The sequence below is a fragment of the Kingella pumchi genome, from assembly GCF_022288825.1.
In the GTDB taxonomy this organism is placed as follows: Bacteria; Pseudomonadota; Gammaproteobacteria; order Burkholderiales; family Neisseriaceae; genus Kingella_D; species Kingella_D pumchi.
Genome location: NZ_JAKOOW010000002.1, coordinates 1 through 22,685, shown reverse-complemented (window position 1 = coordinate 22,685; position 22,685 = coordinate 1). Strand labels below are relative to the sequence as shown.

Annotated in this window: 18 protein-coding genes and 2 pseudogenes; 9 read left to right on the top strand and 11 right to left on the bottom strand. The window is 60.0% G+C overall.

The annotated features are described in order from the left end of the window. Positions 1 to 166: 166 nt before the first annotated feature. Both ispE and MB824_RS00825 read right to left on the bottom strand, forming a co-directional pair. On the bottom strand, positions 167 to 1,000 hold the full coding sequence (ispE, locus tag MB824_RS00830) for a 4-(cytidine 5'-diphospho)-2-C-methyl-D-erythritol kinase (protein WP_238745027.1): 834 nt from the start codon (positions 998 to 1,000) through the stop codon (positions 167 to 169). 137 nt (positions 1,001 to 1,137) lie between these two features. Next, positions 1,138 to 1,728 carry an outer membrane lipoprotein LolB gene (locus MB824_RS00825; protein WP_238745025.1) on the bottom strand — a complete coding sequence of 197 codons (591 nt, stop codon included), beginning with the start codon at positions 1,726 to 1,728 and terminating at the stop codon, positions 1,138 to 1,140. Positions 1,729 to 2,020: 292 nt separating this feature from the next. Between MB824_RS00825 and trpA the strand changes: the two genes are divergently transcribed. After that, positions 2,021 to 2,803 (top strand): tryptophan synthase subunit alpha, encoded by a 783-nt coding sequence (trpA, locus tag MB824_RS00820; protein WP_238745023.1) that lies wholly within the window; start codon positions 2,021 to 2,023, stop codon positions 2,801 to 2,803. A 113-nt stretch (positions 2,804 to 2,916) separates the two neighbouring features. On the opposite strand, the gene MB824_RS00815 is transcribed toward trpA, so the two are convergent. Next, positions 2,917 to 3,540 (bottom strand): RDD family protein, encoded by a 624-nt coding sequence (locus tag MB824_RS00815; protein WP_238745021.1) that lies wholly within the window; start codon positions 3,538 to 3,540, stop codon positions 2,917 to 2,919. A gap of 178 nt (positions 3,541 to 3,718) precedes the next feature. Beyond that, positions 3,719 to 4,369: a metallophosphoesterase gene (locus MB824_RS00810; RefSeq protein WP_238745019.1), complete on the bottom strand. Its 651-nt coding sequence runs from the start codon at positions 4,367 to 4,369 to the stop codon at positions 3,719 to 3,721. 188 nt (positions 4,370 to 4,557) lie between these two features. Here MB824_RS00810 and MB824_RS00805 point away from each other — a divergent pair, with 188 nt between their 5' ends. After that, entirely contained in the window at positions 4,558 to 5,382 is an 825-nt protein-coding gene (locus tag MB824_RS00805; protein WP_238745017.1) for an RsiV family protein, read from the top strand. A gap of 145 nt (positions 5,383 to 5,527) precedes the next feature. After that, a complete protein-coding gene (locus MB824_RS00800) occupies positions 5,528 to 6,376 on the top strand; it encodes an RsiV family protein (protein ID WP_238745015.1) in 849 nt (282 codons plus the stop codon). A gap of 81 nt (positions 6,377 to 6,457) precedes the next feature. Here the strand turns inward: MB824_RS00800 and MB824_RS00795 are convergent, their stop codons facing one another. The 3 genes from MB824_RS00795 to MB824_RS00785 all read right to left on the bottom strand — a co-directional run bounded on the left by MB824_RS00795 (position 6,458) and on the right by MB824_RS00785 (position 9,898). Next, on the bottom strand, positions 6,458 to 7,942 hold the full coding sequence (locus tag MB824_RS00795) for an RNA ligase (protein WP_238745013.1): 1,485 nt from the start codon (positions 7,940 to 7,942) through the stop codon (positions 6,458 to 6,460). Positions 7,943 to 8,401: 459 nt separating this feature from the next. Beyond that, positions 8,402 to 9,175: a hypothetical protein gene (locus MB824_RS00790; RefSeq protein WP_238745011.1), complete on the bottom strand. Its 774-nt coding sequence runs from the start codon at positions 9,173 to 9,175 to the stop codon at positions 8,402 to 8,404. 387 nt (positions 9,176 to 9,562) lie between these two features. Beyond that, positions 9,563 to 9,898 carry a hypothetical protein gene (locus MB824_RS00785; RefSeq protein ID WP_238745009.1) on the bottom strand — a complete coding sequence of 112 codons (336 nt, stop codon included), beginning with the start codon at positions 9,896 to 9,898 and terminating at the stop codon, positions 9,563 to 9,565. A gap of 492 nt (positions 9,899 to 10,390) precedes the next feature. Here MB824_RS00785 and MB824_RS00780 point away from each other — a divergent pair, with 492 nt between their 5' ends. After that, positions 10,391 to 11,008 carry a tetratricopeptide repeat protein gene (locus MB824_RS00780; RefSeq protein ID WP_238745007.1) on the top strand — a complete coding sequence of 206 codons (618 nt, stop codon included), beginning with the start codon at positions 10,391 to 10,393 and terminating at the stop codon, positions 11,006 to 11,008. Between the two features lie 296 nt (positions 11,009 to 11,304). On the opposite strand, the gene MB824_RS00775 is transcribed toward MB824_RS00780, so the two are convergent. After that, positions 11,305 to 12,579 carry an MFS transporter gene (locus MB824_RS00775; protein ID WP_238745005.1) on the bottom strand — a complete coding sequence of 425 codons (1,275 nt, stop codon included), beginning with the start codon at positions 12,577 to 12,579 and terminating at the stop codon, positions 11,305 to 11,307. A 230-nt stretch (positions 12,580 to 12,809) separates the two neighbouring features. Between MB824_RS00775 and MB824_RS00770 the strand changes: the two genes are divergently transcribed. Both MB824_RS00770 and MB824_RS00765 read left to right on the top strand, forming a co-directional pair. Further along, entirely contained in the window at positions 12,810 to 13,256 is a 447-nt protein-coding gene (locus MB824_RS00770; RefSeq protein ID WP_238745003.1) for a MepB family protein, read from the top strand. 58 nt (positions 13,257 to 13,314) lie between these two features. Continuing rightward, positions 13,315 to 13,476: pseudogene (locus tag MB824_RS00765) on the top strand (IS5/IS1182 family transposase); the annotation flags it as partial. On the opposite strand, the pseudogene MB824_RS00760 reads toward MB824_RS00765, so the two are convergent. From MB824_RS00760 to MB824_RS00750, 3 genes and pseudogenes are all read right to left on the bottom strand, one after another. Further along, positions 13,476 to 13,625, bottom strand: a pseudogene (locus tag MB824_RS00760) (MFS transporter); the annotation flags it as partial. The pseudogenes MB824_RS00765 and MB824_RS00760 sit on opposite strands and share 1 nt — an antisense overlap. 261 nt (positions 13,626 to 13,886) lie before the next feature. After that, positions 13,887 to 15,956: an AAA family ATPase gene (locus MB824_RS00755; protein ID WP_238745001.1), complete on the bottom strand. Its 2,070-nt coding sequence runs from the start codon at positions 15,954 to 15,956 to the stop codon at positions 13,887 to 13,889. Positions 15,957 to 16,306: 350 nt separating this feature from the next. After that, positions 16,307 to 19,108: an Rne/Rng family ribonuclease gene (locus MB824_RS00750; RefSeq protein ID WP_238744999.1), complete on the bottom strand. Its 2,802-nt coding sequence runs from the start codon at positions 19,106 to 19,108 to the stop codon at positions 16,307 to 16,309. Positions 19,109 to 19,666: 558 nt separating this feature from the next. Here MB824_RS00750 and MB824_RS00745 point away from each other — a divergent pair. The 3 genes from MB824_RS00745 to MB824_RS11695 all read left to right on the top strand — a co-directional run. After that, positions 19,667 to 20,650 carry an RluA family pseudouridine synthase gene (locus MB824_RS00745; protein WP_238744998.1) on the top strand — a complete coding sequence of 328 codons (984 nt, stop codon included), beginning with the start codon at positions 19,667 to 19,669 and terminating at the stop codon, positions 20,648 to 20,650. A gap of 55 nt (positions 20,651 to 20,705) precedes the next feature. After that, the gene (locus MB824_RS00740) at positions 20,706 to 22,208 is read left to right on the top strand and encodes a helix-hairpin-helix domain-containing protein (protein WP_238744996.1); all 1,503 of its coding nucleotides are present in this window, start codon (positions 20,706 to 20,708) and stop codon (positions 22,206 to 22,208) included. A gap of 318 nt (positions 22,209 to 22,526) precedes the next feature. Further along, positions 22,527 to 22,685: ESPR domain-containing protein (locus MB824_RS11695; RefSeq protein WP_407659207.1), on the top strand; the 159-nt coding region annotated here is incomplete at its 3' end.

The following is a 22,685-nucleotide window of genomic DNA, read 5'->3' as shown; positions in this document are numbered from 1 at the left end:
TGTAGGATTCGAACCTACGAATGCCGGAATCAAAATCCGGTGCCTTAACCAACTTGGCGAATCCCCAACTTCGCGCCTGCAAAAAGCAGACCCGTTAAAGGGGGCGGATTATGTTTGCTTTTGGCCGGGCTGTCAAGGCTGCTTTGCCGTTTGGCCGCCGCTTTTTTCAGGCAGCCTGAAAACGCAGCGGGTGTTCGGCCAAGCCCGCCACGCACCAGCTTTCCAGCGTTTCGGGCAGGCGGCTGAGCACCGCTTCAGCTTCGGCCGCATTGTCGAAAGCTAAAAACAGGCAGGCGCCCGAGCCGGTCATGCGCGGGTTGCCGTAATCCTGCAGCAGCCTGAAGGCGGCAGCCACCGGCGGATATTCGGCCAGCACCACCGCCTGCATATCGTTGCGAAACGGCTGCAGCGCGGCAAAAGACGGCGCGGCGCAAGGGGTGCTGTCGCGCGGCAGGTCGGGATGGGCGAACACTTTGGGCGTGGCAACGTGCACGTTCGGCCGCACCAGCACATACCACTGCGGCGGCAGCGCCAGCGGCGTGAGGATTTCGCCGATGCCGCGGGCAAAAGCGCTTTGGCCGAACAGGAAAAACGGCACGTCCGCGCCCAGCGTCAGGCCGATTTTTTGCAGCGTGTTTGACGGCAGGTTCAAATCCCACAGGCGGTTGAGCACCATCAGCACGGTGGCCGCATCGGAGCTGCCGCCGCCGAGGCCGCCGCCGGTCGGGATGCGTTTTTCAACACGGATGTCCGCGCCCTTAAGGCAGCCTGAAAAGTTTTGCAGCGCCCGCGCCGCGCGTACGCACAAATCCTGCTCGGGCGGCACGTCGGAGAGCGGCGTGTGCAGCACGATGCGGCCATCATCGCGCGGCTCGATGTCAAGCGTGTCTTGCAAATCGATCAGGGTGAAGATGCTTTCCAACTCGTGATAGCCGTCGGCGCGGCGGCCGGTGATGCGTAAATCGAGATTGAGTTTGGCGGGGGCGGGATAGCTGGGCATAGCGTTCGGGATGGGTGTTTGGCCGGTTTCAGGCTGCCTGCGGTTTGGGGCAGCCTGAAAGGCTGTTGGAGATTAAACGGACGGCGATCGGGTTTTCAGGCTGCCTTGTTGCGACTGCAGGCAGCCTAAAAACCTGATCAGCTGCTGCGGGCGCGGCAGCGGCCTTGTGTGTCGGCGCGGCCGTGTTCGCGGCTGCTGTCGCTGAATACCAGCCGCAGGTTGAGCTGGCCGTTGTCCAGCACCAGCACGCGCGGGCTGCCGTCTTCGTTCAGGCTGCGGCGGATGCGCCAGCCGGCCTGCACCAGCGTGCCGTCGGTTTCGATGCGGTGCGGCAGGCCGTTTGCCCATTCGCCGTTCGCCCACACCGCCAGATGGGCGATGGGCAGACGGTAGCCTAACAGCTGCTCGCTCAATTCGTCGGGCGTGGCTGCTTCAAACTTTTGGCCTTTGCTGTCCACCGCCAGCACGCCCAAGTCGTCGCGGCACAGCTGGCCGACGGTACTGCCCAGCGGGGTGTTGACATCGACGGTTTCAACGCCGTTTTCCAGCGTCCAGTCAAAATGGGCGTAGCTGCCTTTTTCTTTCACTTTCACGCCCATGCGGCCGCTGGCGGCAAAGGTTTTCAGGCTGCGTTCGGCCTGCCATTCGGACGGTTTTTGTGCTTGCGGCACGCTACAGGCGGCCAGCAGGACAAGGCAGCCTGAAAGCAGCAGATAACGGTAGTTCATGCGGTTCTCCAAACAAATTCCCGAGCCGTTGCGCGGCATAAAGGGCAAAAAACGGCGGGCATTGTAACCGATGCCGCCGCCGGCCAAGGGTAAAGCCGTGTTAAGCCCGCCGCCTTTGCCCGCCCTTATGCGCTGCGGTTTTCAGGCTGCCTGCGCCGAAAAAGCAGCCTGAAAGTGCCTGCCGCCTGCGGCTGGCGGCCGCCATTCGCTATATAATGGCGGCCTTTGCCGATTTTTACCGACCACCCCGTTTTTCAGAAACCACCCCGTTTTTCAGAAAGCAGAACGCAGCATGAGCCGCATCCAAACCGTTTTCCAAGCCCTTAACGGCCGCAAGGCGCTGATTCCCTACGTTACCGCCGGCGATCCCGATCCCGACACCACGCTGGCGCTGATGCACGGCATGGCCAAGGCCGGTGCCGACATCATCGAGCTGGGCGTGCCCTTTTCCGACCCGATGGCCGACGGCCCCACCATCCAGCGCGCCGCCGAACGCGCGCTTGCGCAGGGCGTGTCGCTGAACGACGTGCTCGCCATCGTGCGCCGCTTCCGCGAAACGAACCAAAACACGCCGGTGGTGCTGATGGGCTATCTCAATCCCGTGCACAAAATGGGTTACGAAACCTTTGCCCGCGTCGCCGCCGAAGCCGGCGTGGACGGCGTGCTGACCGTGGACAGCCCGGTGGAAACTATCGAGCCGCTGCAGCAGGCATTGCAGGCGGCGGGTCTGGACTGCATTTTTCTGGTCGCTCCCACCACCGGCGAAGAGCGCATCGCCCAAATCGCCCAGCGCGCCGGCGGTTTTGTCTATTACGTTTCGCTCAAAGGCGTAACCGGCTCGGCCGAGCTCGATACCGCCGCCGTTGCCGAAAAACTCGCCGTGCTGCGCCGCCACATCCGCATCCCCATCGGCGTCGGCTTCGGCATCAGCGACGCCGCGTCTGCCGCGAAAATCGCCGCCGTGGCCGATGCCGTGATTGTCGGCAGCCGCATCGTGCGCGAAATCGAAGCCAATCCCGGCCGCGAAGCCGAGGCCGTTGCCGCCTTGGTCGGCGAACTGAAAGCGGCTGTTTGACGGCGCAGGCAGCCTGAAAGCCGAAAACACCTGCCCATACGGCAAAAGCAGCCTGAAAACCGCCCATCCGGTTTTCAGGCTGCTTTTTTGCGCGCCGGCGTTTTCAGGCTGCCTTAACGCGGCGGCCGCGCATCGGCCACCGCCGTGCCCGCCAGCATATCCTGCAGCGTGCGACGGCTGCCGACGCACAGCATCAGCAGGCACAGCGCCAGCAGCAGCGGCCGCACATAGCGCGTTTGGTCAAGCTCAGATTCCCAGGACGAGAAAAACAGCAGCGGCAGGCGGGAAGCCAGCAGCAGGCAGAGATAAAAGCCCGCTTCGCGCACCACCACCAGCCGCCAGAAGCCCGCGCGCTCGCCGTTGGCACCGACGATTTTCAGGCCGAACAGCATTTTGCCCAGCGACTGCCCGCGCACCGCCAGCAGCGCTACCTGCACCACCAGCAGCAGCGCCAGCAACACCATACTCAGGACGGCGGTGGTGCCTTCTTCCGCATAGTATGCCAGACTGAGCACCGGCGGCGGGGTGTAGGGATTCCACACCAGCATGGCCAGCGTCAGCGAGCGCCACTTCGGTTCCAGCGTAATCAGCACCGGCAGCCATACCAGCATAAACAGCGCGTAATTGAAAAGACAGGCGCCGATGCGCCGCAGACGCGGTGCCGGCGGGGGCGGCGCGGTTTCCGGCAGGTCGGTATTCGGCGGCGGGGCGTAGGGGCTGGGGGCAGCGGTATTCATGGCAAGTCTCGGTGAATGGCGGAAAACGGTTTCAGGCTGCCTGGGCGGCCGGCAGTCTGAAAAGGCGGGGGCGAATGTAGCAAGATTTGTCGCAGTCGGGCAGCCTGAAAGGCAAAAAAAGACGGCAAAAGCAGCCTGAAAACCACAATGGTGCTTTCAGGCTGCTTTTGCCGTCGGTTCACGCGTTCAACTGCTTCAAACTGCGGGCAACATATTCCCGTGCCGCGTCAACGGTATCGGGCATGGTTTTTTTCTCGCCGTGGTGGTCGGTTTTGGGCAGCGCGGCGAGAAAGCGTTCGACGTCTTCGGCAGCGAGCAGGCGGCCGTGCAGGTCGTAGCCGACGTTGAGCGCGCGGCCGGGGATGGCGGCGAGACGGTCGTGCAGGTGGCCGTAGAGATGGTACCAGCCTTTGTGGCAGCCTTCCCATTCGCTGATCGGGTAGTGGAACAGCACGGCGGTTTGGCCGCTCTCGGGCAGTCTGACTTTGAGATAGTCCTGCGCCGAGGCAAGCAGCGGACGGCCGTCGTATTTGGGGGTGTTGAGAAAATGATCGAGATGGGCGCGGATGATGCCGTCGTGGTTGCCGAAAACCAGATGGTGCTCGCCGTTGAGCCGCTCGAGATGGCGGCTGACGGTCTGTACGTCGCGGGCGAAACTCAAATCGCCGAGGTTATACACAATGTCGTCGGGCGACACGGTGTCGTTCCACACGCGGATGATTTGTTCGTTGAGCGCGTCGGTGCCGTCCTGGGCGCGAAACTGCGGGCAGAAGCGGGCGATATTGGCGTGGGAAAAATGCAAATCGGATGTGAAGTAGATATTGGGCATTTTGCTTGGTCTTTCTTGGTGTTCGGGTTTGCGGGGCAGCCTGAAAAGGCTTTCAGGCTGCTTTTGGATGGGACGAAACGGTAGGATTGTCTGTTTTGCCGTTCCACCTTACGATGATGTGGCTGGCGGCAGTAGTTGCCAGGCGTTTCGGGTATTCGGTTTTATTCGTTTGTTTTAAAGGAGTCATTATGTCCGCCAAATTCTTATTGCTGCTGGGTTTGCTGGCCGCTGCCGGTGTTCAGGCTGCCCCGTTGTCCTATAAGAACACAATGCTTACGGTAACGGCCGATTGCAACAAAAGTAAAAATCCGACCTGCCACCAGCTGACGGTTTCCTATCCCAAAACCGGCGACAAGGCGCTGGATGCGTGGGCATTGCAGGCGGTGAAAAAATCCGTCGGTACCCATAATCTGTCGGCACCGGCGCTCAAAGCTTTTTTGGCAAAAGACGAAGTGCTGCGCGAAACCAATAAAATGAATCGGGAGCGGCGCAAGAGCCCCTGCTATTTAAGCTATGTCCGGAGCATGGAGCTGGAAGGGCAGACGCCCAACTATGCCGTATTCGGCGAAGAAGTTTGGGAATACACCTGCGGCGTGCACGGCAACGGCACGCATACTTTGTCGGTGCTCAAACGCGGTACCGCCAATCCCCAGCCTGTGCCGCTGCAAGATATTCTGCTGCCCGGTAAAAAGGACAAACTGGTACAGTTGCAGAAAAACGGTTATGTAAAATATCTGATGAAAAAGTATTTTCCATCTGCCAAAGAAGCCCTTGACTATGCAAACGGATACAATAAGGAAGGTTTCAAAGGAACAGACAACTGGCGTTTTGCCAAAGGCGGCCTGGTTTTCTTCTTCCAAAGCTACGAAATCGGCGCCTACGTCATCGGCACGCCTGAAATCTATATTCCGGCTAAGGATTTGAACGGTATTGTCAAACCCGAAATCCTGCGCGAAGCGGCGCGCTACCAAATCAATCCCCGCATCTTGAAAGAGAATAAAAACGCCCGCTAACAGGATTCGATCCGTTTCCGAAGGCAGCCTGAAAAGTTTTCAGGCTGCTTGACGCTTGTTGTCCGGAATATTTTGCCTTACGCTGGCGCAGCTTGGCGGCACGCGCGTCGGCGTTTTGTTATCCGTTTTGTTTTAAAGGAAAATCATGTCTGCCAAATCCCTGTTTTTGCTAAGCCTGCTGGCTGCCGCCGGCGTTCAGGCCGCCCCTTTGTCGTTTAAAACCGTCTCCACCACGGTAAAGGCCAACTGCGTCAAAAGCAGCTTGCCCGATCGGACGGACTGCCACGAGCTGGAAGTTGCCTACCCGCAAACCGGCGACAAGGCGCTCGATGTGTGGGCGCGGCGCCAGATGCAGAAGGCCGTAGGCACCGATAATCTCTCGCCCAAAGCGCTTAAAGCCTTTTGGCTGAAAAACGAAGAAGTAGCGGAAGTCAACAAGGACAACAAAGAGCGGGAAAAAGACGACTCCGCTTGCCATCTGAGCGTTATCCACGCGCTCCAATTGGAAGGGCAGACACCGAATTACGCCGTCTTCGGTGAGGAAGACTGGGGCTACCACTGCGGCCCGCACGGCAACGGCACGCACACTTGGTCGGTGGTCAAACGCGGCACGGCCAAGCCCAAAGCGCTGGCACTCAAAGACATCCTGCTGCCCGGCGGCCACGCCAAGCTCGTCAAGCTGCAAAAAACGGCGACTGCCGAAGGTTTGCTGAAAGGACACAGCGACGATTTCTCATCACTTCAGGATGCCATCCGCTCGCTTGACGATTACAACGGCAAAAACTTCAAAGGCACCGACAACTGGCGCTTTGCCAAAGGCGGGCTGATGTTTGAGTTCCAAAGCTACGAAATCGGCCCCTACCTGCTCGGCCGCCCCGCCGCCTATATCCCGCTTGCCAAGCTCAAAGGCATCGTCAAACCCGAAATCCTGCGCGAAGCGGCGCACTACCAAATCAGCCCCGACATTCTGAAAGAAGACAAGAACGCCCGTTAGTTAAAAGATTTTTGTCCGCTTCCGAAGGCAGCCTGAAAACCCGATTTGCGGTTTCAGGCTGCTTTTGCCTTTTCAGGCTGCCTACAACTCCCGCAAAAACGCCTGCACAAAGGCGATTTTCTGCTGCTCGTCCAGCGCATTGAATTCGTCCTGCCGCTCGCGGATATGGTCGATCAGCGGGTAGAACTCTTCGTCGATGCGGCGTTTGTCGAGCTTGGCGGCGAGGTTGGTTTCGTTGCTGCGGCCGAGCAGTTTGGACACCAGATAATAGGGCGATTTGAGCTTGAACAGCATTTGCTGCGTGGCGGCGTCGAACACCATAAAGCCTTCGTGTTCCACCGTTTGCAGCAGGGTTTTCAGCTCGCCGAAACTCAGGCCGCGCAGGGTGGCGGGGCGGCGGATGTTGTGGGCGGCGGCCAGGCGGTCGAGTTCGGCTTCGGCAAACTGGCGGCCGGTGGCCACGTCAATCACGCCAATCAGGGTTTCGCCAAGCAGCTCGCGGATAATGTGCGGGTCGCTTTCGTCTGTGATTTCAAACAGAAAAGTGTGGTTTGGGTGGGCGGTAAACAGGTCTTCGTACTGCGCGCAATGGCTTTGCACCATATCGGCAAAGGCGCTGTCGAGCGAGCCGGTGGTGGAATAAAGCGTGGTGTTGTCGAAGGCCGCGCCGCGGCTGGGATGGCCTTCAGGCAGGCGCACGTGGGTGCAGCAGCCGAGAAAACCGTTGATTTTGACCACGGCATCCACGCGTTGCGCGTCGTCCATTTTCAGCGGGTATTTGCTGTTTTTTGCCGTGCGTTCGGAGTAGTTGAACACTTTTTTAAACGGGCGAACGATGATGTGGTTGTGCTCGTCGATCACCATGCCGCGCATTTCCAAGAGCGCGTCGTCGAAGCGGTTGTCGTAGAACACGCTGCGGGCGTATTTGAGCACGCGCAATCCGGGGTGGCGGCGCGAGGTTTTGGCGGTGAAGTTGCGCCGGCCGAGGGCGAGATACTCGGCGGTAACGAAGGTTTGCCGCGCTTCGTCAAAGGGCAGCGCATCGCAGGTAAAGCGTTCCATCTGCGCCAACAGCGCGGCCTGCGCGGCGGACATCGGCTGCACGGCGGGGATGTGGACTTCTTCGCGCAGGCGGTTTTGGTTCAGCTTCAGATAGGCGGCCAGCGTGTCGGTTTCGCCCACACCGTGTGCGTTGTCAAAGAAATTGTGCAGGCGGCACACTTCTACGGCAAAGCCGTGTTTCTTTGCCATCTGCATCATGGCGATGCAGGCGGACGATTTCTGGTTGGTGTTGGAATTGAGCACCAGCATCGGCCGCGCTCGCTCGGACTGGCCGCGCCTAAAGGCATCGCGCATCGCCGCCTGGCCGCGCCGCTGCGCTTTGTCCAAGGCTTCGGGCGACCAGCGGTACACGCCGTTTTCGTCGGTAAGCAGCAAATCGTTTTCGATGCGCACGACTTCGCCGTCGGGATACTGCGCGAGAAACTCGGCGGTTTTCTGCGCGGCAAAAGTCGATTTGCCCGAGCCTTGATGGCCGCGTAACAACAGGAAAGTTTGGGTTTGCATTTTTAGTCCTTTTGAATTGGGTTTGGGTTTGTGGGGTTTCAGGCTGCTTTGAAAGCAGCCTGAAAGGTATCGGCTGCCGTGTTCCCTCTCCCGCCAAAGCGGGGGGGCTAGGGTGGGGGCGGTGGCTGCTGCGGAAACTTTTCAGGGTAACGGTAGCGGCAAACGCAGTTCTGCGAACTGCCACCCCCACCCCAACCCTCCCCCGCGCTTGGGGCGCAGGGGAGGGAGCAAGGTTGCGCTGGGATGGGTGTTTCAGGCTGCTTTTGGGCTTTCAGGCGGCCTAAAAACAATCAATACCGTCATTAAATACCGTCACTCCCGCGCAGGCGGGAATCTTGTTTAATGTTCAAAAATTTTTGAAAAAACAACCTACTGTTTAAGTTCAACCAAGATTCCCGCCTACGCGGGAGTGACGATGATTTAACTATTTCTTGTTTTATTTTAGGTTTCGCAAAGGTTTCAGGTAGCCTTGCGCCCCAAATCGTCGTAACAGCATTCCCACAGCGGCACTTCGTCGGCGGAAACGTTTCCTGCCAGCAGCGCGGTTTCAAGGGCCGCATGGAAGGCGGTGCGGGTGGCGGGGTTTTCAAACCATTGCGCAAAGGCTTGGTTGAAAACGGCGGGGTCTTGGCGGCGGCTGGCGGACAGGTAGAAATCCTGCCGCCATTTTTTGCTGCCGACGGGCAGCGCCGTCCACGTTTCGACAAAGTCGGCCAGCGCGGGCAGGCGGTCGGCGTGCTGCGTCCAGATGTCGAGCAGTTCGGCGGTAATGTCCAAACCGGCGTGGTGGAACATGACGAGTGCGGCGGCGGGGTTGCCGTAGTCGGGTGCGGCGGTGAGTTGTCGCACAAACCAGGCGCAGGCGAAGCGGTGCATAAAGTCCAATTCGGCAGCCGACCAAACTTCGGGCAGGTCGCAGCGGAGTTTGTCGAGCTGCATTTCTTCCAAGCTGCGGATGTCTTCGCCGCGCACGATGGCTTCGAGAATGCGTGGCAGAAAGTGTTTCATGTCGCGGGCAGTAGCTGCTTCGTCGTCCAATGGGACGCTGCCGAGGTAGGCCTGCAGATAGTCTTCGGGAATGTCGCGCAGGGGAAAGCGCAGTAGTTCGCGCTGGAAGTCTGCGGGTGAGCAGCAGTCGCAGGTGCAGACGGCCAGTGGGAAATCGGCGCGGCAGGGGGCGAACAGACGGTAGGCTTCTTCGATTAGGGCGGTGAGTTGGTTGGTGTCGGTCATGGCGGGCTTTCGGGGTTTGTGGTTTTCAGGCTGCTTTTCCATCTGTACCAAAGCAGCCTGAAAAAATGGTGGACGCGACGGGATTCGAACCCGCATCAATAGGGCAACTTGGGCATTACCCCAAGCCAAGCCTGCCGTTGGAAACGCGCGCCAGTTGCAACCCGTCATCGGAGCTGCGAACCTGCATCCTCAACCGTGCCGACAGACCTACTTCAAACCAAGCGGTTCTATCCGCCCTACCTGCTGTTACACAGACTGCCTAGCTGTACTTAAACATTTTTGGCAGCGGCGCTCCCTTCAGTGCCAGCGCGCCCGTGTATCGGATTATTTGCAAGCGGTACGAATGCACCTGCTTTTATTTAATATATTAAAAATCAATAAAATAACTTATGCCGGTGTTGTTTCCAAAATATAGCGCACGCTGCCTTGACGTACAAAAGCGCGGCGTTTGTTGGCAAGGCGCAGCACGAATAAGCCGTCCCAGCCGCCGAAGGGGTTATCTTCGCCGCGGATTTGGCCGATGATGAAAACGTTGTCAAACACTTGCCCGTCCGACATTTTGATTTGGTAACGCATCTTGGGATAAATCCTAACGGCATCCTGCGCGGCGGGCAGCGCTTGGATGCGGATGTGTTCTTGGCGTTTGTTTTCGCGTTTGGCGGAGATGAGAGCGTACGCCACGAGAAACAAAAACGCGGCAGCTAGGGCTTGCCAGATGATCATGATGGTTTCCTTTCTTTGCCGGATAGGCAGCCTGAAAAATAGAGACGGCAAGGCAGCAATGTTTGGTGGGATTGGCTCTTGCTCTAAGCGGCTGAGCCACCTTCGCGCCGTGGCGCAAGGGCGGGACTCGAACCCGCGACCCGGAGATTATCAATGTAATCCCACCGGCATTTGCCTGCCGTGCCTGGCATATAGGAATCCGAGTGCCAGGTGCGGATTGAGTGCGGAAGAATGGTTTTAAGTTTTTGAAAAAATAAATAAGATATTTTCAGGCTGCCTGAAAGCAGATTTTCGCTTTATGCGAAATCATAGAATGAAAACTAGAAATTTATGGTTTGGAATACATAGTCTCGATATTTTGAGATATTAGGGGAATCGCCCCTGCCTGCCGGACAGTACAGGCAGCCTGAAAAGCATGCGGCGGTACGGTGCGCCCGTTACCCGTTTCCCCGTACAATCCGCCCTTTGCCAAACCCATCACGAAAGATTGCCATGACCCGTATTCCGTCCATCGCCCTTGCCGCCCTGCTTGTCGCCTGCGCCGCACCTGATAGTGCGCCGCAAGATGCGTCTGCCAAGGCGCAAACTAGCAGTCGGCGCGAGCAGTCCCACGCCCTGTTCAAACAAGGCCTTAACCACTATCGGGGCAACAACTACCCCGCCGCGCTGCCGTTGTTTCAGCAGGCTGCCGCGCTGGGGGATGCACGGGCCGAAGGCTATCTCGGCCGCATTTATCTCAGCAACTACGCGCAGAAAAACCACGAGCAAGCCTTTATTCACTTTAAAGCCGCCGCCGAACAAGGCGACACGGCCTCCGAATTCTGGCTTGCCGCCTGCTACGACAACGGCGCCGGCACCGCGCCCGACCCCGTTCGGGCCATGCGCTGGTACCGCGCCGCCAGCCGGCACGGCGACGAAACCGCTGCCCTGGCCAAACTGGCCATCGGACGGATCTATGAGCAGGGCAGGGGCACCGCGCCCGACCGCGCCGCTGCCGCCGAGTGGTATCAAAAAGCCATGGAAGCGACGGACGATAATAGCATCAAAGCCCAAGCGCAGGCCGCGTTGGACCGCCTGAATGCCGCAGCGGCCAAGCAGCCTGAAAAATAATAGGCCGCCCGCACACGCCGTCCGTGCCGTGCAAAGGCCGTCTGAAAAGTCTTTTTGCTTTTCAGACGGCCTTTTGGGGGCTTTCAGGCTGCTTTGGGGCTTTCAGGCTGCCTGAAACCGTTGCGCGCCTTGCTCCCTCCCCTGCGCCCCAGTGCGGGGTAGGGTTGGGGAGGGGGTGGCAGTTTGCAAAACTGCGTTTACCGCTGCCGTTGTCCCGTAAAAATTTCCCCAGCGGCAACCGCCCCACCCTAGCCCTCCCCCGCAAGCGGGAGAGGGGATGCGCTGGCTGATATGTTTCAGGCTGCCTTATGCGAGCGCAGTTTCGCGGCGAAAAACACCAGTGTCGCCGCTACGGCCAGGGCGCAGCCCATGGCCAGGTGGATGCCGTCGAGCATTTTGGCCTGCGGCGTGGCGGCGGATGAGAGCTGTTCGCCAATATTGGTGGCGCCGACGAAAAACGCTGCGCCCACCGCGCCCGCAATCGGGTTGATGGTGGTCATAATCGCCGCGCCGTGCGGGTTGAGCTGCTTGGGCAGGGCGTTCAGGCCGAGAGTTTCGCCGGTAACGCAGCCGGACACGGACACCGCCATCAGGGCAAACATCGCCGAGAGCACGGCGGTTTGCGTGTCGAGCCGCAAAAACAGCCACATCACCGAGAGCGACACCACCATCATCACGGTGGCGGGCAATACGACAAAACGCCCGCCTTTTTTGTCGAGCAGACGGCCAAACAGCGGCGCGGCGGCGGCCTGCGCGATGCTGGCGGGCAGCAGAATCAGGCCGGTGGCGGTGCCGGTGAGCAGCAGCACCTGCTGGGTGTACATCGGCATCATCAGTTCCAGCCCCAAAAACAAAAACACCGCGCCCGCCAGTATCACCACGCTGTAACGAAACTGCGCATAGCCGAAAGCGCGCAGGTTCAACAGCGGCGTGGCCAGATGAAACTGGCGGCGGGCAAACCAGGCAATCAGCACCAGCGAAGCGGCAGAAAGCAGCACAAAACGCTCCCACGGCAGCGCGGCGAAATTGCTGCTGGCGTACACCAGCGCGCCGAAGCCCGTTATCGACAATACCGCCGAGAGCGCGTCGATTTTCGGGCGGGTAATCCGGCTCAGGTTCACCGTTAAAAACTTCGCCACCAGCGCCATCGCCGCCAGCATAAACGGCGCGGTAAAGCCAAACAGCACGCGCCAATGGGTGTGGTCGATGATGATGCCCGAGAGCGTCGGTCCCATCGCCGGCGCGGCGGTGAACATCATGGTAATCATGCCCATCGCCGTGCCGCGCCGCTCGGGCGGGTAAATCGACAAAATACCGTTAAACAACAGCGGCACGAAAAACGCCGCCGACACCGCCTGCACCATCCGCCCGGCCACCAGTACGCCGAAAGTCCGCGCAAAGGCGCATACCAGCGAGCCGGTTAAAAACACCGCCTGCGTCAAAAGCACCATGCGGCGCGTGTCCAGCCATTGGATCACCCCCGCCGTAATCGGCGTAAACGCACCCATCACCAGCAAAAAACCGGTGGTCAGCCACTGCACCGTGGTTTTGTTCACGCCGAAGTCGCGCATAAATCGCCCCCATCGCTTTCAGCAAGCGCAGCCGGCACAGGCAGGATGGGCGCGGAACGCACGCGCTTTTCAGGTAGCCCATCCCCCTTTTCAGGCTGCCCAATCCCCTAATTTTCAAAGAGATGAACATGACACCGAACAACCCAACGGGCGCATCTTGGTATGCCGACCCATCGCAGGGCAGCCTGCCCGATTCGTTCAACCTGTTTCAGGAACAATTCTTAAAGCCTTTGGGCAAAACCACTGCAAACATCGAACGGGAAAAAGAAAGCGCCGAATACGGCGCGGTTCGTTTTGAAATGGACGGACAAACCTGTTTGTTTCGTCAGGCCAAACACACGCCCAAAAAAATCGGCCAATTTGTCGTGCTTTGGAAACGCCCGGCAATGTCCGGCGAAATCGCGCCGTTTGACCGCGACGACGGCATTGATAAGGTGATTGTCCTGGCAGACGAACATCCGCGCTTCGGCGTGTTCGTTTTCCCATGCCGGCTGCTGGCCGAAAAAGATATTTTTTCTGAGAAATCCATAGGGGGAAAACGCGCGTTTCGGGTTTACGCACCTTGGGTGATGCCGTCGGTGGCACAGGCCAAGCGGGCCAAAATTTGGCAATGCGCCCACTTTGCAGAACTTACGGAAGCAACCCAAGGGCTGGCGCAATTAGCCAAGCTGCTTTAAGCCGAAAGGCAGCCTGAGAACGTGTTCATTATCTCAGCCTCTGCTGTAAACTATCGGTATGAACAGAAAAACCTACCCAAGCGATATCAGTCGCGAGCAATTTGCGCCTCTCCTTCCCCTGCTGGAAAGTGCCCGTAAACGTATAGCACCGCGCCACGCCAGGTGGACTTGTACGATGTCTCGTGCCATTCTCTACCTGCAACGCACTGGCTGCTCCTTCGGCGTGAGCGCGACATTGAGCAGCGTGTCGTTGAGATAACCGAAAAACGCGCCGATAAATAATGTGGCAACGATGGTTTTGGCGGGGAAGTCGGGGTGGTCGGCGTGGTATTCGTGTTCGGCAGGGGAATCGTTTTGGGCTGTGTGCATGGGAAAGGGTTGGGCTGAGGTGGATAAAGGGGCGGATTCTAACATTGCGCAACCCAAGCAGCCTGAAAACGGTTTTCAGGCTGCTTGGCGATACGGCAAGGGGCAGGCAGCCTGAAAGGCGCCGATGCGGTTTCAGGCTGCTTTCGGGTGTGGTTTGCTGCCGCAAAATGTGGCGGGATTGGATTTTCAGGCTGCCTGATACGGAATCGGGCAGCCTGAAAATATTTGCTATCGGGTTGGCCAACGGTAAGGGCGCAAGGCTTACACAAAGCCCATCGCGCTCTGGCTGCCTTCTTTCAGGCTGCATTCGCGGCGGATAGCTTCGAGCAGCGCGGCGGCATCGGCAAAGGGAATGATGCGCGCCTGGCGGGCGGCGGTGGCAAAATCGCCCGGGGCGAGCTGGCGGATGCGCGACAGCTCGGCTTTCAGGCTGTCGGGGCAGTCCAGCCCCAGCGCGGCGCAGTGGGCTTCAAAGAGCTGCCAGGCTTGGTCGTGGCGCAGGTGGGAAAACTCGATTTTGAAATCGAAGCGGCGCAGCGCGGCTTGGTCGAGATTGGCCATCAGATTGGTGGTGGCGACAAAAATGCCGGGGTAGTTTTCCATCTGGGTGAGCATTTCGTTTACCTGGGTCACTTCCCAGTTTTGCCGCGCCGAGCGGCGGTCCTGCAAAAAGCCGTCCACTTCGTCGAACAGCAGCACCGCTTCTTCGCTGCGGGCTTCGTCGAAGGCTTGGGCGATCAGCGCTTCGGTTTCGCCGACGTATTTGGACAGCAGATCGGAGCCGCGCTTGTAAATCATGCGGCGGCCGGACTGCTCGGCCAGCCAGGCGGCGTAGGCGCTTTTGCCGGTGCCGGGCGGGCCGTACAGGCACAGGGTGCCGCGGCCGGCGCGGGCGATGCCGGCGCCGAGGGCATCGACGTCCTGGCGGCTGTTGATCCAGCGGATGTCGTAAAGGTCGGGCAGGCGGGCGCCGCTGTCGAGGGCGTGGATGTTGCCCTGCGCTTTGAGGGTGTTGTGCAGCAGTTTTTGAAACAGCTCGCCTTTTTGTTCCTTGTCCCAGCTGGCGGCGGCGTGCTCGGTAACCTTGTGGGCTTTTTTCAGCAGCGCCGGCACCAGCGCTTCGTGCTCGGCCAGGCTGCGGATTTTGGACTTGGGCAAAAAAGACTCGGCATAGCCGGCGATCATGTCGGCGCGGCGGGTGGCGGGCGGCGCTTTCATTTCGATGACGATATCGAAGCGGCGCACGGCGGACGGGTCCATCAGCGAAACGTTGTTGCACACCCACACCATCGGCACGGCGTTGTTTTCGAGCATGCGGTTGAGCCAGGCTTTGTTGAGGCTGAAATGGCTCTGGCCGCGGTCAAACAAGTCTTCGATTTCGTCGAACATCAGCATGGTGCGCTGACCGGCGAGAATGTTTTGCGCCATGCGCAGGGCGTTCATGCGGTCGAAGCGGTCGGCGGGGCGGTCGTCGTTGTTGCCCGTCCACGAGATTTCGTAGAGTTCGACGTCCAGCGCTTTGGACAGGGAGCGGGTGAACTCGGTTTTGCCGGTGCCGGCCACGCCGTGAATCAGGATGTTGCAGCCGCGCGCCTGATGCTCGAAAGCGTGCGCCAGATGGTTTTTTGCCGCCGGCACCAGCACGCCCAGATGGGCAAAATCATCCAACGCCAGCTCGGTTTGCGGCGCGACTTGAATGTGCTGCTTGAGAATTTCGGCGGGGGTAACCGGCAGCGACACCATCAGTTCGGCAAAACGGTGGGAGAGCAGGTCGATTTTGCTGCGCAGGTAGAACTCGTCGTCGTGGTCGAGACTGACCAGCCCGATGGACGCCAGCCGGCCGCGCGGCGCCAGCGCATCGGCGATGTCGCTTTCCGGCAGGCGCAGCAGCGCGGCGAGCGCGGCATAGACGGCGGAGTCGTTCATCTCGCCCAGCAGCGTGCAGGCGCGCGCCAGATCGGCACGGGTGTGCAGCAAAATGGAAAAAGCCAGCACGCGGCAATCGGTGTCGGAAAAGCCGAAGCGCTGTTCCCACTGCGCCAGATTGCCGCGCAGCGTGTCCGAAATGCCCTGCTGCCACACGTCTTCAAAACGGTGGTTTTCCTGCCATTGGCGGTAGCTTTCCTTCAGGCGGCGGCGGGCAGCCACTGGGTCGAATTCGTCCTGCTCTTCGTCGAACCAGTCTTCCGCCCCGATCAGCTTGGCGGTGCCGGCGTGCTCGAAACCGTGCTGGCCGACAAACTGCTTCTGCCCGTTGAGCGGATAAAGAATGTCCCACGCCCAATGCACAATCAGGGTGTCGAGCGGGGTGGTTTGGGTGGTGGTGTTCATATTTCACTCGCGGCAAAGGGTAATGGGAAAGAGACGGCGCAGGTAGCCTGAAAAACGGTGTGCGGCTTTGAGCGGGAAGACCGGATGCGGGAATCCGGCCTATGGCTGCTGCTTTGGGCTTTCAGGCTGCCTTTGTAGGGTGAGCACCGCGCACCTTTAACCGTGTCGGCAGCCGTTTGGTGCGCGGTGCGCACCCTACGCATCCCTTGAAAGCAGGTTGCTTTTAGGTTTTCAGGCTGCCCGCGTATCCGTGGCAAACGGTCTGTTTTGGGTTTTCAGGCTGCTTTGGGGTTTTCGGCGGCGGCAAATGCAAAGCGGGCGGCACGCCGCCCGCTGTCCGGCAGCCGTTTTCAGGCTGCCAGCGTTTCCACCTGTATCATTTCGCCCTGCGGCACCACCGGCGCGGCCGGCGGCAGATCGCTGCGGCGCAGACGGGGAGCGGGCGGCGGTTCGAGACGGGCGGCAGCGGCAATCAACGCGCCGACCTGGGTTTCGACCAGCTGCAGTCCGCCCAAATCCAGCGTGGCGGCCAGACGGGCAATGCTCTGGCGGTCGTAACTGCTGTCGTTGCTGCCGGCGGCGGCTTTGGCAGCGGGCACGGCGGCAGCGGCAGACGGCGCTTGCACGGCGGCGGTTACGGCGCTTACGCTTGCTGCGGCAGGCTCGGAAGCGGCTGCGGGCGTTGGTGCATCGGCGTTTGCCGCATTCAGGCTGCCTGCGTTTTCAGGCTGCTTTTCGCTATCGGCGGCAGCCTGAACGGCAGCGTCGCCGTCCAATACCGCGGCTACGGCCTGCTGCACGCGCTCGGCGCTGTCGGCAATCCACACGTTTTCGTCGTTGGCGGCATTATCGGCGGCGGACGTTTCAGGCTGCGCTGCCGGCGGCGGGGTCAGGCCGAGCACATGGGCGGCAGCCTGCTGTACCAGCAGCGCGGCTTCGGCGACATCGAAATACTGCTCGACTTTGGCGGCCGACGGAATGTGGCGGCGCTTGTCGTTGCGTTCTTTGCGCTGGCGCGGGGCTTCGGCGTTTTCCTGGCCGCCCAGATGCACCACCAGCGGTTTTTGTTTGCCGCCGCGGTTTTTGTTGCGGTTTTTGCCTTCCTTGCCGCCGGTTTTGCCGTTGTCTGCAGCGGCGGTTTCCGCTGCAGCATTTTCAGGCTGCTTGGTGGCCGGCGGCGCGGCTTGGACGTCGGCTTTGGGCGCACGCTCGTTCTGCTGGCGCTCGTTTTGGCGTTCGGCCTTGGGCTGGCGCTCTTGGCGCGGCGCTTTGGGCTGCTGGCTGCGTGCGTTGTCGCGGCTGTCGGCTTTGGCGGTGTCGCGTTTGTTGTCGGCACGCTCGTCGCCTTTAGCTTCGGCTTTTTCAACTTTTTGCTTGGGGTTTTCGCTTTCGGCGCTGCGTGGTTTGCTGCGGCGGTTGGGACGCTGGCGCGCGGCCTGAGGCTTGTCGCTCTTGGCGGCGGGTTTGTCTGCTTTGGCGCTGCCGCCGAACAGGCTGCCCAGCCAGTTTTTCAGGCTGCCCAGCAGCGAGGGCTTGGCCACCGGTGCCGGCGAGGCGTGCTTGAGGCCTTTGACGGCGGGTTCGGGGCGGGCGGCTTTTTCGCTTTTCTTGCCGGCAAAGGGCACGCTGTCGCCGTTTTCAGGCTGGCTGACACGCTTGTAGCTGGGTTCGGCATCGTCGTCCACGTCGTCAGTGCGCACGCGGGCGATTTCGTAGTGCGGGTTTTCCAGGCCGGTGTTGGGAATCAGGAAAACGGAAACGTCCAGCCGCTCTTCCATGCCGAAGAGTTCGGCGCGTTTTTCGTTGAGCAGGAAGGTGGCGACATCAACCGGCACCTGCACGTGCACTTCGCCGGTGTTGTCTTTCATGGCGGCATCCTGAATCAGGCGCAAAACGTGCAGGGCGGTGGATTCGATGCTGCGGATGACGCCGGTGCCGGCGCAGCGCGGGCAGGCGACGTGGCTGGACTCGCCGAGCGCGGGTTTGAGCCGCTGGCGGGAAAGTTCGAGCAGGCCGAATTTGGAAAGTTTGCCCATCTGCACGCGGGCGCGGTCTTTTTTCAGGGCGTCGCGCAGGGTGTTTTCGACTTCGCGCTGGTGCTTGGGGTCTTCCATGTCGATAAAGTCAATGACCACCAGTCCGCCCAAGTCGCGCAGGCGCATCTGGCGGGCGACTTCTTCGGCGGCTTCCATATTGGTTTTGAAGGCGGTCTCTTCGATGTCGGCACCGCGGGTGGCGCGGGCGGAGTTGACGTCGATGGACACCAGCGCTTCGGTGTGGTCGATAACGATGGCGCCGCCGCCGGGCAGGTTTACCGAGCGGGAAAAGGCGGTTTCGATCTGCTGCTCGATCTGCAGGCGGGAAAACAGCGGGGTGTGGTCTTCGTAGAGCTTGAGTCGGCCGAGATTGGCGGGCATCACGTAGCTCATAAACTCGAATACCTGCTCGTAAACTTCGCGGTTGTCGACCAGGATTTCGCCGATGTCGGGGCGGTAGTAGTCGCGGATGGCGCGGATCAGCAGCGAGCTTTCCATAAACAGCAGATAGGGCTTGCTGTGGGCGGCGGCGGCTTCTTCGATGGCCTGCCACAGTTGCAGCAGGTAGTTGAAATCCCACTGTAATTCTTCCACGCTGCGGCCGATGCCGGCGGTGCGGGCAATCAGGCTCATGCCGCGCGGCACTTCGAGTTCGGCCATTGCGGCTTTGAGTTCGGCGCGCTCGTCGCCTTCGATGCGGCGGGAGACGCCGCCGCCGCGCGGGTTGTTGGGCATCAGCACCAGATAGCGGCCGGCCAGCGAGATAAAGGTGGTGAGCGCCGCGCCTTTGTTGCCGCGTTCGTCTTTTTCCACCTGCACGATGACCTGCATGCCCTCTTTGAGCACGTCTTGGATGCGGGCTTTGCCGCCTTCGTAGTCTTGGAAATAGGCGCGGGAGACTTCTTTGAAGGGCAGAAAGCCGTGGCGGTCGGTACCGTAATCGACGAAGCAGGCTTCCAGCGAGGGTTCGATGCGGGTGATGACACCCTTGTAGATATTGCCTTTGCGCTGCTCTTTGCCCAGGGTTTCAATGTCCAGGTCGAGCAGGGTTTGGCCGTCAACGATGGCCACGCGCAATTCTTCCGAATGGCGGGCGTTAAACAGCATGCGTTTCATGGGTTTGCACCTTTTTGCGAGTGCGGCGCCCGAAAGAATGTCGCAGTAATCAGTTTTTAAACGCAATACCCCGCGCTGCACGCGGCAGCCGGGGAACAAGAGAGAGAAATAAAGATCGATTTTGCAATGGGGCTGTGCCGGATGGGTCTGGCAGGCAGCCTGAAAATAAGAAACTGTGTCTGCCGGCCGCATTCGGGGCGGCAACAGATTCTGAGACAGCCGTCGTCTTTCTTGTATTTGGGATGGGCAGCGGGGATGCAGGCTGCGCGGCGGTGTCGGCGCCGCGTCTGACGCGCTGTTTTGCGGCCGCTGCCGTTTAAACTTAATTACGGTTTCATCCGGCAAGGCTGTGTGGTGCCGGACGAAGGAATTGCTTTGCGGGGTGCCGTTTTCAATTAAAATAGACTGCCGCCCGCCGTTTCGATTAAGGTTTTCCGGCTTGTCCGAACAGGATTTTCTCTTTTCGACAATGCATTTTCGGCGGGAAGGCAGCCTGAAAAACCGCGCGCCGCCGCTCATTGCAGATTGCGGCGGGCACAGCCAGCGATTATAGAGAAAATGCCTACGATTAGCAAAGATTCGGTCAGCCATCTGACCGTCGGCAGCGAAGAAGCCGGCCAGCGGCTCGACAACTATCTGGTCAAAATCCTAAAAGGCGTACCCAAAAGCCACATCCACCGCATCATCCGCGCCGGCGAAGTGCGCGTAAACAAAAAACGCGCCAAGCCCGAGCAGCGCACCGCCGAACACGACATCATCCGCGTCCCCCCCATCCGCACCGCCGCCCCCGCAGGCAGCCTGAAAAACGGTTTTCAGGCTGCCCCGCCGCCGCGCGAATTCGAGATTGTTTTTGAAGACGACGCCCTGTTGGTTATCGACAAACCCGCAGGCGTCGCCGTGCACGGCGGCAGCGGCGTCAGCTTCGGCGTGATCGAACAAATCCGCCGCGCCCGCCCCGAAGCGCGCTATCTCGAACTCGTCCACCGGCTCGACAAAGACACCAGCGGCCTGTTGATGATTGCCAAAAAACGCAGCGCCCTGGTCAAACTGCACGAAGCCATCCGCGCCGGCGAACCGGAAAAAAGCTATCTGGCGCTGGGCGTCGGCACTTGGCAGCCTGAAAACCGCCATGTGCGCGAGCCGCTGCTCAAATACACCGGCGCGCAGGGCGAAAAAATGGTGCGCGTCTCGGCAGACGGCCAAAGCGCCCACACCGTTTTCAGGCTGCTCGAACACTACGGCGGCAGCGTGCTGCACCAAATCGGCATCTCGCAGCTGAGTTTGGTCGAAGCCACGCTGAAAACCGGCCGCACCCATCAGATCCGCGTCCACATGCAGTCGCAAAACTGCCCGATTGCCGGCGACGAGCGCTACGGCGACTACCGGGCCAACCGCCGCCTGCCCAAAATCGGCCTGCGGCGGATGTTCCTTCACGCCGCCCGCCTGAAGCTGCGCCACCCCTTAAGCGGCGAGCCGCTCGCGCTCGAAGCGCCGCTGCCGGACGATTTGCAGAATTTTCTGGTAATGCTCAAAGCAGCCTGAAAGCTGCCGTTTCTGTTTTTCAGGCTGCCTGAAAGCCGTTTTTTGAAAGAGACCCATGTCCGAAATCGTTACCCTTACCGCCGGCAACGGCCAAACCGTGCGCTTTTACAACGAAATCAAAGCGCAGGGAGGCATGAAAGACGTTTATTTCTCGCCCGACGGCGGCTATGTCGTCGCCTTTTACCGCCGCGAAGCCGATGCCGACACCCGCGAGCGGCTGGAAATGATTACCGGCGCCTACCGCGAGCGCATTTTCGGCCAGGAAGGCGGCAGCTACCTGCAAAACCTTTACTGCTGGCCGACGGCGGTGGTCGAATGGCAGGGGCGGCTGGGCGTGGTCGCGCCGTTTTACCGCCCGTGCTTTTTCTTTGAACACGGCAGCCGCAACAACGATATGCTCGGCATCAAAGGCAAGGAAAAAGACGGCAAATGGTTCGCCAGCGCCGCCAACCGCAGCAAGTTTCTCGACCCGCGCGAATTGGGCAACTGGATGATGCACCTGAAAGTCTGCATCATGCTCGCCCGCGCTGTGCGCCGCATGCACATGGCCGGGCTTTCGCACAGCGATTTGGGCTACAAAAACTGCCTGATCGACCCCACCACCGGCCAGGCCAGCCTAATCGACATCGACGGCCTGGTGGTACCCGGCAAACATCCGCCCACCGTCGTCGGCACGCCCGACTTTATCGCCCCCGAAGTCGTCGAAACCGCCCATCTTGACAAAAACGACCCTGCCCGCAAGCTGCCCTCGCGCAGCACCGATTTGCACGCGCTGGCCGTTTTAATCTATATGTATCTGCTCTACCGCCACCCGCTGCGCGGCGACAAAGTCCACGATGCCGACGACAGCCAGCGCGACGAAGAACTGATGATGGGCGCCGCCGCGCTGTTTGTCGAACACCCCACCGATGCGTCCAACCGCATCCGTAGCGAGCATCTCAAGCCGCACGAACTGCCGTGGAAAGACACCGATGCCGTGCCCTATACCGTTTGCGGCCCCTATCTGGCCGCCCTGTTCGAGCGCGCCTTTATCGACGGCCTGCACCGCCCCGCCGAGCGCCCGTCGGCCGACGAATGGGAGCAGGCGCTGGTCAAAACCGTCGATCTGCTGCAGCCCTGCGCCAATGCCGAATGCGGCCAGAAATACTATCCCTTCGACAACCGCGTCCAGCCCCAATGCCCGTTTTGCGGCACGCCCCACCGCGGCAGCCTGCCGGTACTGAACCTTTATTCGCAAGACCCCGACGGCAAATACCGCCCCGACAACCACCGCATCATGGTCTATAGCGGCCAGTCGCTGTTTGCCTGGCACGCCGACCGCAACATCTTCCCCAACGAACGGCTCAAACCCGAAGACGCCCGCCGCGTCGCCTATTTCGTCGAACACCAGGGGCAGTGGTGGCTGGTAAACGAGCGGCTCGATACCCTGTATGATGCCGTCGCCAAAACCCCCGTCCCGCCCGGTGAAAAAGTCCTGCTGACCGAAGGCGCGCAACTGCTGCTCCAGTCCGGCCCCGGCGGCCGCCTTGCTGCCGTACAGATGGCCGGAGCAGCCTGAAAACGGGTTTTCGCAGTAAAAGCAGCCTGAAAAACCGAGCGCACGGTTTTTCAGGCTGCTTTTTTGGTTTCAACAGGCAGCCGATGTTGTCAAAACCAACATTGGCGAGAGTTGGGGGCAGTTTACAGATCTACGCGTGCTGCACCGTAGGTAAAAGAAAACACGACAGCCAGCCGGTATCTGCAAACCGCCCCCAAAATAAAGTGTCTAAGGAGATTTTTTAGTCCACTCCTTGGCACATTTTTTGCTTGTTTTTACCCAAGTAATTCTTTCATGCAATAGCAATATAGTTGCTTTTTTAATTCATGGAGCCCTACCATGAACAAACACTGCCATAAAATTGTTTTCAACCGTCGCCGCGGCATTCTGATGGCCGTAGCCGAGACCGCCATCGGGCAGGGCAAAAGCCCCGGCGAGCGCTCAGGCGGAGAAACCGGTGGCGGTAACGGCAGTCTAAAAACCCATTCAGGCTGTCGT

Bases quoted from the DNA above. Each gene is read 5' to 3' on its own strand.
- MB824_RS00780 (WP_238745007.1), top strand. From the start codon at position 10,391: ATGACCCGTATTCCGTCCATCGCCCTTGCCGCCCTGCTTGTCGCCTGC.
- trpA (WP_238745023.1), top strand. From the start codon at position 2,021: ATGAGCCGCATCCAAACCGTTTTCCAAGCCCTTAACGGCCGCAAGGCG.
- MB824_RS00755 (WP_238745001.1), bottom strand. From the start codon at position 15,956: ATGAACACCACCACCCAAACCACCCCGCTCGACACCCTGATTGTGCAT.
- MB824_RS00800 (WP_238745015.1), top strand. From the start codon at position 5,528: ATGTCTGCCAAATCCCTGTTTTTGCTAAGCCTGCTGGCTGCCGCCGGC.
- MB824_RS00750 (WP_238744999.1), bottom strand. From the start codon at position 19,108: ATGAAACGCATGCTGTTTAACGCCCGCCATTCGGAAGAATTGCGCGTG.
- MB824_RS00740 (WP_238744996.1), top strand. From the start codon at position 20,706: ATGTCCGAAATCGTTACCCTTACCGCCGGCAACGGCCAAACCGTGCGC.
- MB824_RS00810 (WP_238745019.1), bottom strand. From the start codon at position 4,369: ATGCCCAATATCTACTTCACATCCGATTTGCATTTTTCCCACGCCAAT.
- ispE (WP_238745027.1), bottom strand. From the start codon at position 1,000: ATGCCCAGCTATCCCGCCCCCGCCAAACTCAATCTCGATTTACGCATC.
- MB824_RS00815 (WP_238745021.1), bottom strand. From the start codon at position 3,540: ATGAATACCGCTGCCCCCAGCCCCTACGCCCCGCCGCCGAATACCGAC.
- MB824_RS00795 (WP_238745013.1), bottom strand. From the start codon at position 7,942: ATGCAAACCCAAACTTTCCTGTTGTTACGCGGCCATCAAGGCTCGGGC.
- MB824_RS00785 (WP_238745009.1), bottom strand. From the start codon at position 9,898: ATGATCATCTGGCAAGCCCTAGCTGCCGCGTTTTTGTTTCTCGTGGCG.
- MB824_RS00825 (WP_238745025.1), bottom strand. From the start codon at position 1,728: ATGAACTACCGTTATCTGCTGCTTTCAGGCTGCCTTGTCCTGCTGGCC.
- MB824_RS00745 (WP_238744998.1), top strand. From the start codon at position 19,667: ATGCCTACGATTAGCAAAGATTCGGTCAGCCATCTGACCGTCGGCAGC.
- MB824_RS00775 (WP_238745005.1), bottom strand. From the start codon at position 12,579: ATGCGCGACTTCGGCGTGAACAAAACCACGGTGCAGTGGCTGACCACC.
- MB824_RS00805 (WP_238745017.1), top strand. From the start codon at position 4,558: ATGTCCGCCAAATTCTTATTGCTGCTGGGTTTGCTGGCCGCTGCCGGT.
- MB824_RS00790 (WP_238745011.1), bottom strand. From the start codon at position 9,175: ATGACCGACACCAACCAACTCACCGCCCTAATCGAAGAAGCCTACCGT.